This is a genomic window from Streptomyces sp. NBC_00038 (assembly GCF_026343635.1).
Classification (GTDB): domain Bacteria; phylum Actinomycetota; class Actinomycetes; order Streptomycetales; family Streptomycetaceae; genus Streptomyces.
In genome coordinates this window covers 123,583-141,112 of record NZ_JAPELQ010000002.1, presented here as the reverse complement: position 1 = coordinate 141,112, position 17,530 = coordinate 123,583, and the positions used below count along the sequence as shown (strand labels likewise).

9 protein-coding genes are annotated in these 17,530 nt (G+C 68.2%); 5 read left to right on the top strand and 4 right to left on the bottom strand.

What is annotated here, in order from left to right:
- The first annotated feature begins 183 nt into the window (after nt 1-183).
- Nucleotides 184-612, top strand: coding sequence for an ester cyclase (locus OG219_RS43770; RefSeq protein ID WP_266836662.1), 429 nt, complete (start codon nt 184-186; stop codon nt 610-612).
- Nucleotides 613-878: 266 nt separating this feature from the next.
- On the opposite strand, the gene OG219_RS43765 is transcribed toward OG219_RS43770, so the two are convergent.
- Together OG219_RS43765 and OG219_RS43760 are read right to left on the bottom strand one after the other, a co-directional pair.
- Nucleotides 879-1,406 (bottom strand): hypothetical protein, encoded by a 528-nt coding sequence (locus OG219_RS43765; protein WP_266836660.1) that lies wholly within the window; start codon nt 1,404-1,406, stop codon nt 879-881.
- Between the two features lie 97 nt (nt 1,407-1,503).
- Entirely contained in the window at nt 1,504-7,932 is a 6,429-nt protein-coding gene (locus tag OG219_RS43760) for an RHS repeat-associated core domain-containing protein (RefSeq protein WP_266836658.1), read from the bottom strand.
- A gap of 262 nt (nt 7,933-8,194) precedes the next feature.
- Here OG219_RS43760 and OG219_RS43755 point away from each other — a divergent pair, with 262 nt between their 5' ends.
- Complete coding sequence (locus tag OG219_RS43755; RefSeq protein ID WP_266836656.1) at nt 8,195-9,475, top strand: phospholipase D-like domain-containing protein; 1,281 nt, start codon at nt 8,195-8,197, stop codon at nt 9,473-9,475.
- 180 nt (nt 9,476-9,655) lie between these two features.
- On the opposite strand, the gene OG219_RS43750 is transcribed toward OG219_RS43755, so the two are convergent.
- Complete coding sequence (locus OG219_RS43750) at nt 9,656-9,946, bottom strand: hypothetical protein (RefSeq protein WP_266836654.1); 291 nt, start codon at nt 9,944-9,946, stop codon at nt 9,656-9,658.
- A gap of 441 nt (nt 9,947-10,387) precedes the next feature.
- Here OG219_RS43750 and OG219_RS43745 point away from each other — a divergent pair, with 441 nt between their 5' ends.
- Together OG219_RS43745 and OG219_RS43740 are read left to right on the top strand one after the other, a co-directional pair.
- Entirely contained in the window at nt 10,388-11,134 is a 747-nt protein-coding gene (locus tag OG219_RS43745) for a DUF1838 family protein (RefSeq protein ID WP_266836651.1), read from the top strand.
- 643 nt (nt 11,135-11,777) lie between these two features.
- On the top strand, nt 11,778-14,987 hold the full coding sequence (locus OG219_RS43740; RefSeq protein ID WP_266836649.1) for a S8 family serine peptidase: 3,210 nt from the start codon (nt 11,778-11,780) through the stop codon (nt 14,985-14,987).
- Nucleotides 14,988-15,286: 299 nt separating this feature from the next.
- Here OG219_RS43740 and OG219_RS43735 read toward each other — a convergent pair whose 3' ends face one another.
- A complete protein-coding gene (locus OG219_RS43735) occupies nt 15,287-16,066 on the bottom strand; it encodes an NAD(P)H-dependent oxidoreductase (protein ID WP_266836647.1) in 780 nt (259 codons plus the stop codon).
- Between the two features lie 138 nt (nt 16,067-16,204).
- On the opposite strand from OG219_RS43735, the gene OG219_RS43730 reads away from it, so the two are divergent.
- A complete protein-coding gene (locus OG219_RS43730) occupies nt 16,205-17,053 on the top strand; it encodes a helix-turn-helix transcriptional regulator (RefSeq protein ID WP_266836646.1) in 849 nt (282 codons plus the stop codon).
- Nucleotides 17,054-17,530: the final 477 nt, after the last annotated feature.

Sequence of the window (17,530 nt, the reverse complement as noted above, 5' to 3'; positions counted from 1 at the left end):
CGTAGCGACAAGGTCAAGGGCGGCCTGGCCAGCCTGGTGGCGCAACTGGCGCAACTGCGGTGGAGGCTCCCGGAGGAGTGCCCGCGGCCATTTGACCTTTACGCAGCGTCATGGTTTTCACTGAGTGTCATCCGGCCCGGAGCATCATCGAGCTCGCGGGACGATCCCTGAGAGGACCTTGAGATGACCACCACTGTCGAGAAGAACATGGCCTTGATGCGTACTGCGTACCAGCTCGTGGAGAGCGGCGAGTTCGACGAGGCCGCGCAGATGCTGACCGAGAACTTCATCGCCAACGTCCCCGGAGCCCCCGACCCGCTGCACGGCCGTGAGGTCTGGCATCACGGCACGAAGATCATGAAGGACGCCTTCCCCGACTTGAAGATCAACGTTCAGGACATGTTCGGCGTCGGCGACAAGGTGACGGTGCTGGTCCACTTCCAGGCCACGCACCAGGGCGAGTTCCTGCAGTTCGAGGCGACCGGCCGCCAGGTCAGCTACCGGAGCGTCGAGGTCTACCGTTTCGAGGGTGACCAGATCGCCGAGGAGTGGGTCGCACCGGACCTGATGAGCCTCATGCAGCAGATCTCGCCCACCCCGGCCGGTCACTGAGCCGGCGTCCGCTCCTGAAAGTGGCCCGGCGCCCGAACGGCGACGTGACAGCGAACGGGCCGCTGATGACACCTGCGAAGGTCAGATCACGGTTCGCCGCGCTCATCTCGTCCACGAACCGGGTAGAGCCGCAGATGCAGACAATCTGAGGTCGGTCGGGCACAGCTCAGTCCCTCGGGCCGAACGAGGTCTGGGGCGCACCCGGCTCACCAGCTTCCTTTAGCAACACGGCCTAGGTGGGTCAGACCGGGCGGGGCAGCGCCGGCTCAGCTGCCGTCACGCGATGCGCGGCGGCGCTTGCGCTCCCTGGTGAGCCGGGCGACCCAACTCATCATGGCGAATACGCCAGCGAAGACCGCGCTCCTCTGCCAACTGATGGGGGGATCACTGAGTTGGCCCGCCAGCCACAGGAGCACCGTGGAAATCGCCCAGACGCAGATCCACTGCAGACCTTCGAGCCATACGGGCGGCCGGTCTTCCCCCTTTGCGGGAGGCTCGGGAGGGTTCCATCGGAATCCTCCCGAGCGCGCGTAGTGGGCCTGGCGTCTGCTCTCGAACCGGCAGAGGAGCCACACGAACAGTCCCATGCCGAGCCCGCACAGGAACGACTGGAACAGCAGCCAGACGTCGCCGAACGCGGACAGCACCCCGGCGAACAGCAGCCAGAAGAAGACGCCGACGACGCATGCCGTGCCCAGGGAGTGTCGGGCGAGGAACACCTGTGCCCTGGGCGGCGGTTCGGCTCCTCCGAAACGCCGGTCGATCTTGAAGAACGTCTGCTTCAGCGAGCCCACTGACCGATTCCTCCGTAACCGAGCCGGTGTGCGGGTGGTCCAGCCTCGGCCACCCGCACACCGGTCACAGCGTGTTCTTTCTACCCCGCCCCCGTCATCAAGGGGATCGGCGGCCGAGGTTGAAGAGATTGTTGTTGCTGGCGAGCCGTGCTGCGTACCGTGTGCCCATTCTCTGTACTCCGACGCCCGCCAGAGTGAAGACCGCGGCCGTCCCGCCCGCCACTACATATCCGCCGGCTGAGTGGTCTGCCTCGTCGTCGAAGTAGTTGTCGACCACACCCGCGACCACCCCGCCGACTACGCCGCATCCCGCGGCAGCGACCGGAGTTGCGACGAATGCGCATATCCCCACGGTGGCGACGCCGACCATCGCGCCGGCGTTGTCCGCCATGAACCCGGTGAACTTGTCCCAGGCGCTCTTGTCCTCGTCCTTTTCCAGCTGCTTCTTGTAGGCGCCCTTGATCGCCTTCATGCAGCCCGCGTCCGAGGCCAACTCTTTCGAGAGACAGTCGGCGAATCCCGAAGCGGCCATCCGTAGGTCCTTGAGCTCCTTGTCGTCGCCCATGGCACCTATCCAGGCGTCCACCTCACTCTTGCCCATACTGCGGGTGCCCCTATAGCCGAGGTCCTCCTTGAGCCAGTTGTAGACCGGCACGGGGAGCTTGTACGTCGTCGATGGCTTCCCCTTCTCGTTCTTCACGATCGAGCCGCCCCACAGCGTGCCCTTCTTGTAGTCCGTCACCCCGGTCTTCGGGTTGTAACCGACCTCTTTCTGTGTCTTCTTGCTGCAGTTCGCGAGGGAGTACTGGCATGAGTTGGGCCGGGAGCCGATCTCCAGACCGCTCGGGTCGCTGTACGCGATGGGGTTGTTGGCGGCGTAGCTGTAGGCGTTGGCCTCCTGCGGGGAGTACGGCTTGTTCAGCTCGTCCGGGCTCAGGAAGCGGGCGAGGCCCGGGTCGTACATGCGCGCACCCAGCATCGAAAGACCGGTGGAGTCGTCCTCGGGCTGTCCGACGTAGCCGCGGTCCACCGTGCCCGGCAGGTTCCCCGTGGTTCCCCGCTGCTTGCCGAACGGCTTGTAGCGGCGGCGGGTGACGGTGCCGCCCACGGCCGCGACCATGAGCTGAGTGGAAGCCTGATTGTCACTGAGCAGCCAGGTCAGCTTGCCGTTGGTGGTGGTGGTGTCGGCGGTGCGGACCGCGAGGCTGGTGCTCTCGGCCGCGTAGAAGCGGCTGGCCTGGGCAGCGGCGCTGCCCGCCTTGTGTATCTCGTGGCCCTCGACGTAGAGCACCTTCTCCGTGGGCGCGTTGCGCAGCAGCACGTTGCCTCCCGCGTCATAGACGTACGACGTGGTGTTGCTGCCGGACTTCACCGAAGTGACCCGGTGCAGCGGCGACCAGGCGAGCGTCGAGGAGACCCCGCCCACCGTGCGGGTCGTCATCTGTCCGGCACCGTCGTAGCCGTAGCTGTCGGTGCTCGCTCCGGTGACCACGCTGGTGACCGCGTGCGGGCGGGCGGTGTCCGCCGTGTAGGTGGACTCGTCCGCGCTGTAGCCCGGGTAGTGGTAGTCGTGGGTGGCCGCCGCGGTCGTCGCCGAGGTCTTCTCGGTCAGCGACTGGAGGTTGCCCATCTTGTCGTAGGCGTACTGCTCCTGGTACGGGTCGGCACCGGCGAAGTCCGAGGCCGGTGTGGTGCCGCAGGCGGTGGCCGCCTGGGTCCAGGCGCCGGTGAGCCTGCGCAGGTCGTCGTAGGTGAAGCACTGCTGCTGCCCGGTGGTGTTCTCGCGCAGTGCCGTGGTGTCGCCGTTGTTGTTCCGGGTGTAGGTGTCGTCCTGGATCTTCGTCGTGGTTCCGCCGGTCAGCGTGCTGGTAGTGACGTTCTTGAGCCAGCCCGTGCCATTGGCGTCGTCGTAGGTCAGGGTCCGGGTCATGCTGGTGTCGGTGCCGGAGACCCCGAGCGAGCGGGAAATGGTCCGGCCGTAGTCGTCGTAGCCGACCCCGCTGAGGTAGGTGGTCAGACCGCTGGACACCTTGGTCAGGCGCCCCTGGCCGGAGTAGGCGGTGGTGACGGTCTCGTCGGGCAGTCCGCCGATGGCCGGATATTTCACCGACGTCATGTGGTCGGCCAGGTCGTAGCCGTACTCGAAGGTGTACGTGCCGTTCAGCCCGGCGCCGTCACCGGCGTTCGGGACGGTCACGGTCTTCGCCGTGGCCCGGCCCCGCGCGTCGTACGAGGTGACTTTGCCCGTGTAGGCGTTGCCCGCGGTGTCGTACGAGACCGTGGACGTGACCTGGCCCTTGGCTCCGGGGACCGCGGTGCCGTTGTCGTTGTCGTACGTTGTCCTGGTGAGCACCGTGCTGCCCTGCGACACCGTGGTCGGTCGCCGGAGAGCGTCGTAGGCGTAGGTCAGGACCGTGGAGTTGCCGTCCTTGACGGTGGCCACGTCGCCGTTCGCGTCGTAGGTGGCGGAGGAGGCTCCGCTGTCGAGGTCCTCGGTGGTCAGACGGTCACCCACGAAGTTGTACGTGTAGTGCGTGGAGTTGCCGTTGGCGTCGTGGACGTACTTCAGCCCGCCGCTGCGCGTGTACTCGTACGTCGTGGCGTTCGACTGGGCGCCCACGTGCTCGACGACCTTCGTCGTCTGCCCGTAGACGTCGGTGTAGCTCTCCACGGGCTGGCCGACCGCCGGAGTGACAGTGGTCAGGTCCACGCCGCCGTAGCTGGTGGTGACCTTGCCGGCGGCCTGCGGGCTACCGTTGACCTGGTTCTGGCTCAGCGTGGTCCGCCCCGCCCAGTCCACCTGGAGGTCCGTGTAGGACGGGATGGCGGTGTAGGCCGGGTTGACCACCTTCGAGCCGGCGGCGGCGGAGTTGTAGAACTCCTGCGAGGTGCCCGCCACGTTTCCGGAGGAGTCGTAGCGCATGACGGAGACCGTCATGCCGGTGCCGGAAGGCGCGGGGGCCTGGAGTTCCAGGGTGCGGCCCAGTCCGTCGGCCCAGCCGTAGGAGCTCGCGTAAGTCGTCCCGCTCTGCAGCGACTTCGTCGTGGCCTTCAGCGGTGCGCCCGTGGCCTGGTAGGGAATGGACGCAGTGGCGCTCTGCATTGGCAGCAGGTAGTCGAAGGTCATCGACGCGGTGCCGTCGGGGTAGTTGGCGGTTTCGGTCGGCTTGAAGACCTTGGAGGTCCGGCCGACACCGTCGAAGGTGACCTGGGTGGTGTTGCCGTTGGCGTCGATGGTCTTCCAGGCCTCGCCCCAGAAGCGCGAGTAGTAGGCCGTGGAGGTCAGCGCCGTGCCCGCGCCGGTGCCGTCCGGGTCCGGGGTCGTGGTGACCACGCCGTTGACGGGCCAGGACGTCGCCGGGTTGTAGGTCGTGGAGGTCGCGTTGTTCTTCCCGTCGAACGTCTTCACCACGCGACCGGCGTCGTCGAAGTTGGTCTTGGTGACACGGGCGTTGGCCACATCCGCGTCGGTGTAGACGCGGGCCTCGGTGGCGTTGCCGTCCACCAGCGCCGTGTTGTTGCCGTCCCATGTCGTCGAGCCGTCGTAGTACGTGGCGGTCCGCCGGTCCAGGTGTACGAAGGGTGTGCCGGCCGTCTTGTCGCTCTGGACGGTGGTGCAGCCGACGTTGTAATGCCGTTCGTCGTCCTGGTAGACCATCCAGCGGATGGTGCCGGTGGAGTCGTCGGGCATGTCAGCCGTGTTGTAGGCGCGGCCGTACTCGGTGCAGTGGTTGTCCGAGACGTTGCTCTCGCCCCAGTCGTCGACCCGCATCGGCAGACCGAAGGTGGTGGAGGCGGCCTCGGTGTCGTCGAACTCGGTCTCGACGATGTGTTCACGCCAGGTGGAGAGGTCCGCATCGCTGGAGTCGTACGCCTTGTCCAGGGTGCGAACCTTCTTCTCGCGGACGAAGCGGGCGTCCGGGAGGCCGGTGTACTGCGCGGTGTTGTGCACCCAGTACTCGTGCCACTCGCGCCGTTGCGACGCGCCGACGTCGTCGCGGGTCGAGGTCTCCAGGGTCCGGCCGGTCAGCCAGGCGGAGTCCGTCCACTGGGTGCCCTCGGAGTCGGTGACCTTCGCAGTACGGGTCTGGGACGCGTCGGTCTTGGACGTGCGGTCGCCGTCGAGGCCGCGGTAGAGCCAGTGGTAGGTGGAGTGGAGGTTGGCATTGGCTCCCGTCGTCACCAGGACCTTGCCGTAGCCGCGCCAGTCGGACCAGGTCTCGTCCTCGTCCTTCACCAGGGGGCTGGCGGTGAACGCCCAGCCTGGTGCGCCGTCGTACTCGTAGGTCGTGGTCATGGTGGGTACACCGTCGTCGTAGCTGCCCGGGTCGACCTTGACCTGGGTGACGACGAACTTCTTGAACCAGCCGGTGCGTGGCGTGGTGTCGCCCTCGGGCGTCCACTTCTGCCAGAAGCACTCGTAGTCGTTGTTGGCCTGGGACGGTGGACTGGACTCGTCGCACTGGCGGGAGACCGTGCCGTCAGCGTCCGTGGCGTGTCCGTACGTCACGTCGATCGTGGAACCCGTGTCGGTGACGACCTGTTCGACGCGGCGGAAGTTGAGGGTGCCGGAGCCGACCAGGTTGTCCTGCCAGGCGCCGTCGAAGTTGATGGCGGGCAGGGTGATGTCGGTGCCGGAGTAGCCGCGACGCTGGATGTAGTCGAGCCAGAGCTGGCTGCCCACTTCGCCTTCGGGGTTCATCATCGCGTACCGCATCTGGTACTGCATGACGGTGTTCCAGCCGGACGCGTCGTCGTCCCGGACCTGGGTCTTGATCTCCCAGAGCAGGTCGCGCTGGAAGAAGGTCGGGTAGTACGTCTTGCCCGCGCAGGCGTAGTCGTTGGAGGAGCCGTCGCAGATGAGGTCCGTCGGGACGTCCGGGTAGGAGGACGGGGAGGAGTCGATCGTCGGACAGGACGCGGCGGTGTTGTCCAGCGGGTTGGGCTCCTCCGTCCGCTCCTTGCAGCGGTTCAGATGCTCGAAGAGAACCTGTGCGGGCAGCTGGGCGCCGGGGATCTGGGACGACCAGCCGTACTCGATCCGCTTGAGATACGAACTCGCGTCGTACTTACGGGCCTTGTCGCTTGCCGCGACCGACCGGTAGTAGTTGGTCTCCTTGTCGTAGAAGTAGGAGGTCTCCACCTCGTTGGGGTCGACGATCCGGTCCAGGCTCCACTTCCAGGCCTGGTTGCAGAACGTCGGCTGGCCGCCGTCGTAGCAGGGTTCGCCCTCGTCGTCGCCGATCACCGGCACGCTGAGCACCGAGCGGGTGGCGAGGCCGGTGTCGCGTTCGGAGCGGCCCCAGCCGAAGTAGTAGCGGGTTCCGTCCTGCTTGGTGATGACCCAGAACTCGTCGGTGTTGTCCGCGTTGTTGGGGCTGCCCTTCAGGTGCTGGATCTTCCAGCCTTTGTCGTCCTTCATGTGGAAGGCGCCGGTGCCGGTGTTGTCCTGGATCAGCTCGGAGCTCTCGCCGCCGAGGGTGATCTGGTAGACGGCGCCGTTGGGGTCGTCGGTGGAGTTGGGCGAGTCCCAGCACAGGTCGCCCCACTGCTGGTTCTGGTCGGGGCCATGGCCGTCCTCGACGCAGTTCTTGTACTTGCGCTCGATGTAGCCGACGTTGAGGTCCCAGCCCATGCCGGCCCAGGAGGCCTGGTTGTTGGAGGCCGACGTACGGCCGTCGATGGACTGGGAGTTGTAGTTCAGGGCCAGTTCCGGCGCGGAGCCGACGGGCGGCTTGGGCACCTCGATCGGCACGTTGTAGGTGAAGGCGCCGGAGCCGAGGGAGACGTTCCACTTGCCCGACTGATTTGTCGGGGTGGCGCGGAAGTCGCCCTGGTCGGAGGAGGACCCGCCGGCCAGCGCGTAGGTGACCGCTTCGGCGGCGAGCAGTGAGTTCGCGGCGTCCGGTGCCGCGTCGACCGTGGCGGTGAGGGTCTGCGTCTCGATGTCGTTGTCCGCGGCGACCACGGTGCCCTGACGACAGGACGGGACCTGCGGGGTGGTGGCGGCGCAGGAGGGCAGCCGGAGCAGCTGCAGCCGGCCGGCGAAGTCACCGCCGTAGGCGCCCGCGAAGCCGGAGTAGTCGATGCCGACCTCGACAGGTCCGGCGCCGGCGGAGCCGTCGGCGCGGCGTACCCGAAGGCCGAGACCGACGCCGCCGAACGGCTTCACCTCGTCGCGGTCCAGCACCTCGACCGAGACCCGGCCGGGGCCCCCGACGGCCAGGGCATGGGCCGGGCTCTTCGCGGCACGTACGGCGACGGCCGCGGACTTGTCCGTGCCCGGGAGTTGAACCTCCCTGGGCGCGGCGTCCGCGGCCGGTACTTGAACGGTGGCTTTTCCGGCCTTCGGCCAGACCACCCTCGGCGTCTTCGTCGTTCCCGCTTCGACCCGCTGCGGCACAGCGTCGCCGAGCGGTCTGGCCGGTACGTCGGGCCGTTTGCCCGACGGCAGTGCGAGCGCCGCTGTCGGCGCGAAGGACACCCCGACTAACAGCGCTGCCAGCAGCGCCTTCACGAGCACCACGGCAAGTCTTCGTCGACCAGGCTTCACGGCTCACCAACCCCCGTCGAAAGATCATGAGCATGCCAGATGGCGGAGTGATGAACTCCGCACGTGACACGAGTAGCGGGAGTCTAACCACGAGTAAAACGATCAGACTAGATCGCTAAAAGGGATCTATTGGATAGTTGATCGATCTGATCTGTTCAGGCATGCGCTCTCTCTGGCAACATCCGCAAATCAAGCATCAATAGGTATCAGATCGAACTCTTGCCAGGGGGCCCCGATGCATTTCGCACTCCGCCACAGACCCAGCCGTCCCGCAGCCGTCGCCATCGCGCTCTCGCTCACGGCGGGACTCCAACTCGGCCTGGCGGACAGTGCGTCCGCCGCCGTCACCGCGGGCCCGGTCTTCAACAACCCGACCGGCACCGTGGCCGAACAGCAGGCGATACGCACCCAACTGCTCGACTACATAGGCCAGTCACCGGCAGGCTCCTCGATCAAGGCGTCCGTCTACCACTTCTGGGACACGGAGGTGGCCCAGGCCCTCGCCGACGCCCGTACCCGTGGCGTCGCTGTCCAGTTACTGCTCGACGAGAGCGCCGTCAGCGACAACCCCAACGACGCCACCTACGGCATCCTCACCGCCGCGCTCGGCACGGACACCACCCAGAACTCCTTCGTCGGGCTGTGCCCCGTCAACAAGTCCTGCCTGGGCGACCCTTCACTCGGCGCGTCCATCAACCACAACAAGTTCTGGCTGTTCTCGCAGCTCGACGGGGCGTACAACGTCGTGGTGCAGACCTCGTCGAACATGACGCCGTCCAGCTACAGCAGGTTCTGGAACGACGCCTACGTAATCCCCGGCAACGCCACCCTCTACGCCGCGTACGGCAGTTACTTCGGCAAGCTGGTGGGCAAGGACTGGGACAGCTGGCAGTACAGCTACACCACCAGCAGCCCCTACAAGGTGTACTTCTTCCCGCGCCCCGCGAGCGATCCGGCGCCCGGCGACACGATCACCGGCGTGCTGGACAACGTCACGTGCACCTACACCGAGAGCGGAACCACCAAGAGCACCAAGGTGCGGGTGGCGATGTTCAAACTCACCCGCCTCGCGGTCGCCCAGAAACTGGTCGCGCTGCAGAAGGACGGCTGCACCGTCGACATCGTCTACTCCACCACCGACTCCGGCTCCGCCAGCGGCACCTGGGAGACCCTGCACGCCTCCGGCGGCCCCGCGCTGCGCTGCTACAACTGGGACGACGACGGCGACGCGGGTACCGCCTCACGCATCGTCCACTCCAAGTACCTGCTGATCGAGGGCAAGTACGACGGTACGGTCGGCCAGAAGGTCCTGTGGACCGGCAGCCACAACTACACCGGCCCGGCGCTCACCAAGAACGACGAGAGCCTCCTCAAGGTCGACAGCAACACCGCCCACGACGCCTACGTCACCAACTTCACCGCGGTGAAAGCCGCGGCGGTCCCCGGCACCTCCGACAGCAGCAACGCTTGCAAGGGCGTCACCAGCACCCCCGAGGACACGGTGCCGACGGCCTGAGCACACCGCGGTCACTTCCGGGGATGCCGGACGCACGCATGCCGACCGGTGGTCGGCATGCGTCAACCCGTGCGCATGGTGATCTGCAGCAGGCGGTTCGGTGCGTAGGGAGCGGTCGTACGCGAGGTGATCGGCGAGGAAGGCGCTCTCCTGCCGCGGTCGGCAGTCAGCAGACAGCAGTCAGGGAGTGTCGCCGGACCAGTCCCAGTGGCTCCGGGCGCCGGGGCGCGGGTCGTACATCGCCCGGCCGCCGAGGCCGAACTGCCCGAGGTCCGTCTGAAGGGCGTCACCGGTGTCGATCTCGTCCGGCCTCCAGCCGGTGATGTCGAGCGGCAGGCCGTCCAGCGGCCCGCCGACCAGTTCGACATAGGTGCGGCCGGATTGCGGGCCTTGGCGTGGGTCGTCGTGGTCCTGGCCGTATACCCGGCCGCGCAGCAACTGCTGGACGGGCCTGACGAGCCGTCGCTTCACCGGCGAGGCTCCCTGAACCGGCGCCCTGGCCGATCACCATCTGCCGCAAGGTCGCCAGCTGGGCTGCCCATACGTCCATCTCGTGCTGCCGCACCGACCGCGTTGGGTTCCTCGTCCGATCCGTCAAGGAGCACAGGCCATTCACCGCTGTGCCGCGGCGGTCGGAGAGCCCACTCCAGGGCTGCCCGAAGCGATGAGTGCGGTGTGTGCGCTCCCGTTTGACGGAGGTCCTCCCGACGCAGCGGGAGAACGTCACCACCCTTGAGAAACACGGCCCGGTGGAGCTGGCCGGCCGGGAGGACCGTGCGGAACTGTCGGCCTGGGAGGGCCGGGCGGTGTGGTGGGCAGCCCGCGCTGACGCGGGTGTGTTGGCGAGGGCCGCTCCTGCTCCGGCTGGGGCCGCCCGCCCGACCGAGGAGGGCGCCGCGCAGAGTACTCCGTATGACGATACCTGCAGAACTGCTCCGCTCCTTCGCCCGCACCCGCGCCTCGCTCGACGGCGAGGAGGTCACGTACTGGTGGTCCGGAGACGTGTACTCCTGGGCCCCTGACGAGTCCTACCAGCGCCTCTTCGGCTTCGAAGGGCTCAACGTCGCCCGTCTGGTGCAGGATGCCGAAGCCGGCCCGGACGCCTACCAACTGCTCACCCGCGAAGCCGCCTTCTACCTGGACCCCGCCAGCCGAGAGATCCTGGAGACCTGGCAGGACCTGCCGGTGGTGCACGTCTGGAACGACCCGGCGAACCAGAAGTGGCGGCCCTTCCCGATCCCGACGACCGAGCTCGGCGGACAGGTCTGCTTCAGTTTGGAGATCCCGCTTGCCTATCCCTCGCCGCTGCCGGTGGCCCAGTACCCCGTCCACTCGGCCGGCGACACGTACAAGGCCCTGGAACTCTTCCAGTTCTTCGCCGACCGCGCCGACCTGGCCGGCCCGGCGCCCAGCGTCCCGGCCACCATGTCGTGGACGCGGATGTCCCCCTGGCTCCCGTGGATGGCCCGCGGTCAGCGGCCCGGCGGCCTCACCTTCCACTGCCGGGGCCGCAAGCTCGGCTCGTACGGGGAGGTCCCCGAGCGGACCCGTGCCTACATAGCCGACCACCACCCGGAGTTCGCCCAGGCTCCGGAGAAGTGGAGCGAGCCGAACGAGACCAGTTGGACGTACTTCCGCAAGCTCAACCCGCCGAAGTAGGCGCCGGGTCCCCGCCACCCGGCCGCCCGGGCCCCCTATGCCTCCTGGGCCAACCCGATTGAGGCCCACTTCGGCCCACTGCGGCAGTTCACACCCTCAGCAAGCCCCCGCGCGGAACAACCGGCAACGGAGAAGTTGGAACCGAGCCTGATCCCGCCCACTCGTGAACACCCCACGCAGTCGACAGGCGGCGTGTGTCTGCGCGTCGGTGCGGTCATGACGTCCCCTTCGGAGGCTGAGGCAACGCTTGCGAAGTGCCAGCCCGAAGGTGACCGAGTGTCAGTCCGGCCCGCTTCCTGCAGGGAGCGGGCCGGACTGCGTCGTCCTTGAGTGAAGCTTCCCCTTGCGACTGGGACATGAGATTCCACATGTGGCCGTCTCCCGTCGCGTCGTCAATTGCTTGTAAGGGCAGGCCAGTTGGGCGCCCAGCGCAAGCCTGTTTCCGGCAGATCGGCCCATGGAGAACTTGGTACGTACCTGACAGAATCAGGCCTCTGTAAGGCGCAGACGTCACACATCTCTCTGCAGACACCCCCACTAGCAGACAGGTACGACATTGCTGGGATCACGACGAAGAAGACGGTTCACCCATGCCTCGGTCTGGTCCGGGGCACTTCTGTTGACGGCGGCCATGTCGACGGGGTTGACGACAATCCCTGCCGCCGCGGCCGGCACCCCGACGGCGGGCGCGGCGTCGCCCGCCGCGCCCGCTTATGAGACGGTCACGCTGATCACCGGCGACCACGTCCTGCTGGACCAGAAAGGCAACGCCGTCGGCGCGACGCCGGCTGAGGGCCGCTCCGGCATACCCCTTCAGATCAGCCGTACCGGCGACCACACCTACGTCGTCCCCGCCGACGCCGAGGTTCTGATCGCGGAGGGCAGGATCGACCTGGCTCTGTTCGACGTGGCCGAGCTGAGCCGGCCCGAGTACCGCGACGTCGCCGACGGCGGCGCACCCGTGCTGGTGCGGTACACGGCGAAGAACCCGGCGGCGCGCAGCCGGCTCCACGCGGGCACCGACGCGCCGGTCCGGGAGCTCACCTCCGTGGACTCCGAGGCCGTAGTGGTGTCGCCCGAGGAGACGACGACGGTCTGGGCCGCGCTGACCGATACCGAGGACGGCACGAGCGAACTCGCCCCCGGCGTGGCGGACTTGAGCCTGGACCGGGTGGTGACCGCCGCCCTCGACGTGAGCGTGCCGCAGATCGGCGCCCCCGGCCTGTGGGAGGCGGGACTCGACGGCACCGGCGTGAAGATCGCCGTACTGGACACCGGTATCGACTCCACTCACCCGGACCTGGCCGGCCGGGTCGTCGCCGAAGCGAACTTCTCGGGGGACACGGACGTCCGGGACCACAACGGCCACGGCACGCACGTCGCCTCGACCGCCGCCGGCACCGGAGCGGGCTCCGACGGCAAGTACAAGGGCGTGGCACCCGGCGCCCAGCTGCTCAACGGCAAGGTCCTCGACACCGGGGGCTCGGGCCTGACGTCCGGCATCGTGGCCGGCATGGAATGGGCCGTCGCGCAGGGTGCCGACGTCGTCAACCTCTCCCTCGGAGGCACCGACGCCCCGGGCACCGACCCCCTCGAAGAGGCCGTCGACACCCTGTCCGACCAGGCGCTGTTCGTCGTCGCCGCGGGCAACAGCGGCCCCGGCCCGGGAACCCTGTTGACCCCGGGCGTGGCGGAGGACGCGCTGACCGTGGGCGCCGTGGACAAGCTCGACCAGCTCGCCGACTTCTCCTCGCGCGGTCCGCGCATGGACGGAGGCGTCAAGCCGGACGTGACCGCGCCCGGCGTCTCCATCACCGCGGCTTCCGCCGAGGGCACCCTGCCGGGCGACCCGCACCCCGCCCCCGGGTACGTCACCCTCAACGGCACCTCCATGGCCACACCTCATGTGACTGGGGCGGCCGCCCTGCTCATGCAGAAGCACGCGGACTGGAGCGGCAGCCGGATCAAGGCCCTGCTGACCGGATCGGCGAAGCCCGCCGGGTACAGCGCCTACGAACAGGGCACGGGGCGGATCGACCTGACCCGGGCCACCGCGCAGACCGTCGTGGCCGAGCCCGGCTCGCTGAACTTCGGCGAGGTGGAGTGGCCGCACACCGACGACGAGCCGCAGACCCGCACGGTCACCTACCGCAACTACGGCGACCAGCCGGTCACCCTGAACCTGAGCGCCACCACCGCCGGCTCGGGCGGGGCTGCCGTCCCCGAGGGTCTCTTCACGCTCGGGGCCGACCAGATCACCGTCCCCGCGGGCGGCACCGCCGGCGTCGGCGTGACCGCGGACACCCGCGTCGGCGGCGACGCCAGTGGCGCGTACAGCGTGACGCTGGTGGCCACCGGCGGCGGCCAGACCATCCGCAGCGTCGGCGGTGTCGAACGGGCCGGGAACACCTACGAAGTCACCGTCAAGGCCACCGGACGCGACGGCCTGCCGCCCGACTACTTCAGCTGGGCCGCATGGTTCACCGGTATCGGCAGCGACGTGTTCGAACTTGTCAGGGGCGCGGACGGCACCGCCACCGTGGAGCTTCCGGCCGGTGACTACATCGTCGCCGGGCGCTACTTCGCCGACGACGGCATCGACACCCTCATCGCCCCGAAGGTGACGGTCGACCACGACATGACCCTCGCCTTCGACGCACGCGACACACGGCCCGTCGAGGTCACCCTGCCGGACCCGAAAGCCATCGGATACTCCACGCTCATGTCGACCGTGGTGCGCTCCGGCGGCGCCGAGAGTTCCACCGCCATCGGGCTGGCCTCCAGTCTGCAAGGCGCCCGCACCGGGACGTTCGGCGATCCGCCGCCGCCGGGGGAGGTCACCTCGTACCTCGCCTCGAACTGGTACAACGGCACGACCGAGTACCACATCGCCCACACCCTCCCGGACGCCTTCTACACCGGACACGTCCAGCATGTGACCGAGGACGACCTCGCCAAACTGACGCTCCACCAAGGAGCCTCGATCCCCGGCGCCCTGGGAGTGAACTGGACCGTGCTGCCTGGGTCGGGCGGCTTGTCCGTCGGCTTCTACAGCGACCTGCCGAGCACCCGGACGGTGTACGTGCAGGGCGACTACTCCTGGGCGGCGCTCACCCGGCAGATCAACCCGACCAACGGCGGCCTCCAGGCCCAGTACGAGATCCCGGCCCGCATCTACCCCGCCGGATCGAGCTTCACCGAGACGGTCAACTCCGGTGTGTTCGGGCCGGCGATCGGCACTGGCGGCGGGCTCGTGAGGACCGGTGACACGCTCACCGGGACGATCGCACCGTTCACCGACGGAGCGGGGCACGCGGGGGGCAGTCTGTACGACGCCGCGTCGGCGTCGACCACGCTCTACCGCAACGGCAAGCTCCTTGCCACCGCGAGCGGCCCGCTCGACGCCACGAGCTTCGAACTGCCGCCGGACAAGGCGCACTACCGGCTGGTGACCACCATCGGCCGCGCCGCGGCCGGTATCGCCTCGGTCACCTCGAAGGTCACCTGGCAGGCGCAGTTCACCTCGGCCCACACGACGGCTGCCGCCTCCGTCCCGGCGAGCGTGGTGCGCTACACGCCCGAACTCGCCCTGGACTCCACGGCGGCGGCCGGCGTACGGCAGAAGGTGCCCGTAACCGTCCAGGGTTCGGCCGCCGGCCGCAACCTCGCCTCACTGACGGTGTCCGTGTCCTACGACGGCGGTACGACCTGGCACCCGGCAGCCGTACGGCACGGCGCGATCACCGTCGACAACCCTCCCGCGGGCGGCTCGGTCTCCCTTCGCGCCAAGGTGAGAGACCGTCAGGGCAACACCTTCACCCAGACGATCATCGACGGCTACCGCACCAAGTGACCCCGCGTCCGCATGGCCGGCCTCGGCCTGCCATGCGGATCGGCCGGGTACGGGCGTGACGGCGGCCGGTTTGAGGTGGCCTGGCTCCAAGAGGCTGGAACCGCAGGCTCGGCGTGCTGGACGAGGACGCGTGCGGCGATCTCGACCGTCCCTCCGAAGAGCGGATCGAGATGGCCACCTACCCCGAAGTCATCGTTCCCACCGGCCTGTTCGCCTCGCCCCACTGACGAGACCATCCCCAGCTGTCAGTTGAGCAGCACGCCGTCTTTCGGCATGACCCGCGGGTGTCGGGCCGGTGGTCAGCCGCGCACGTGCAACCCGAAACCCGTGCGGCCCGCGGGCTCCAGTCCCCCCTTGAGGTGCAGCGAGGGGATCTCGTAGTCCCCGAAGTTCTGCCGCCGGAACGCGATCGGCTCGGTCGACTCCAGGGTGAGCAGGCGCTGCTCCCATGCCTTGGCGACGTCCGGGTAGTCCTCACCGGTCAACCGGTCGGTGCCGTACAGCACGAACGGCGGCAGCACCTCGATGCCCGGGTAGTAGAGGATGCCGTGGTGGATCGGGAACAGCAGATCGTCGATGGGGCCGTTGATCCCGCGAGCGGCGTAATGCGACTGCGGGCCGCCGACGGTCACCGACAGCAGAGCCTTCCTGCCCGCCAGGGTGCCCTCGCCGAAGCGCTCGCCGTACCTGATGTCGCTGTGCTCGCCGACGCCGTACGCGAAGTGGTAGGTGAACACCCGGTCCACCCAGCCTTTGAGGATCGCGGGCATCGTGTACCACCACAGCGGGAACTGGAAGATGATCGTGTCGGCCCACAGCAGCTTCTCCTGCTCGGCGAGGACATCCGGGGTGAGCGTCCCGGCGTCGAAGGCCCGGCCCGAATCCAGGGCGACCTTCAGCGGACTTGAGGCGTCGGGGCCGTAGTCCGCGGCGTCCACGACCGCCTTCCAGTTCATCGCGTACAAATCGCTCACCCGTACCTCGTGCCCGGCGCTCTCCAATGTGGACACCGCGAGGTCCTTCAGCGAGCTGTTGAGCGACTTCGGCTCCGGGTGGGCGTAGACGATCAGCGTCTTCATGGGAACTCCTTCAGATCGGATGCCTTCGATACTGGGCACCGCGACGCCCGGCGTTCAGGGACGCCTCTACCGTCGGCCGGGACTTCCTGGTATCGGCAGGGCCACCTTCACGGGCAACACCGAAGCCATACTGGGGACATGGACGACCTTGCGAGCTTCCTGCGGACCCGGCGTTCCCGGGTCGACCCGGGAGCCGCCGGCATCCCCACCGACAGCCGCCGCCGGGTCGAAGGGCTGCGCCGCGAAGAGGTCGCGCACCTGTCCGGAGTCAGCGTCGACTACTACGTACGCCTGGAACAGGGCCGCGCGACCCAGCCCTCCGAGCAGGTCCTCGACGCGCTCGCCCGCGTCCTCGGCCTCGACGAGACCGAACGCGGGCACCTCTACCGGCTCTCCCGGCAACGCCACCGCCGCGCGAAGGCACCGGGCGGGCAGGTCCGGCCGGAGCTGCTGCGCGTCCTCGACCTGGTCACCGACGCACCCGCGCTGATCATGGACCACCGCCTGGACGTGCTCGCCGGGAACCGTCTCGCCGTCCTCCTCTACGGCCGGCCGATGCCGGGCCTGAACACCGCCCGGCACATCTTCCTCGAGGAGGCCGAGCGCGGCCTCTACGCGGACTGGGAGAAATGCACCCTCGACGTGGTCGGGCACCTGCGCCTGGCCGCCGGCAAATACCCTGAGGACCCCCGCCTGGCCACGCTCATCGGCGAGCTGGCGATGGGCAGCGAGCGCTTCCGCCGCCTCTGGGCCCGCGCAGACGTGCGCGCCCGCACACATGGACGCAAGGCGTACCGACACCCGCTGGTAGGGCTGCTGGAACTGCACCAGGAAAACTTCGCGCTGCCGAACGAATCAGGCATGGAGCTACTGGTGCTGTCCGCGCCCCCGGGCAGCCCCGCCGAGGACGGGCTGCGCCTGCTCGCGGGCCTGGGCGCGGACAGCGGTGCCGCGCATTCCACGGCGAACGCTCAGGTCCGCGAGTAACTCAACTCAACGACGCCCACCCACCGCCGGGAATGCCTCAACACTGACGGCTTTCCGGTCCCCGGCCTACTTTGCGGCTGGTGACACTCGTCTCCTACCACCCAGCTCCCGTCGGACCAGCCCGGAAACTGCCACCTTCACTGCGAATCCTGGAACAGAGCGCCTCGCCATCCTGGCAAAGCCCAGTCCAGGAAGCACCGGTCTCGCCAAGATCAGTGAGACGCGAACTCGGCGCCAGCCTCAGCCCTTCGGAAACTCCGCACCCTCCGTGCTGTGAGTCGCAATGCCACCTGTCACCCCGCAGGTCAGCGGGCCTGTCTCTGCCCAGCAACGCCCATCTGGACCTGCCCCGGGCGGGTAGCGACCACCGGCGGGTGCTGGCGGTGCTGAGATTCCCGGAAGGAAACAGCTGACCCCGGGCGCTCGCTGAAGGCCCGGCCGACGCCGGGGCGGCGAACAGGTTGGTCTGCGGGGCCG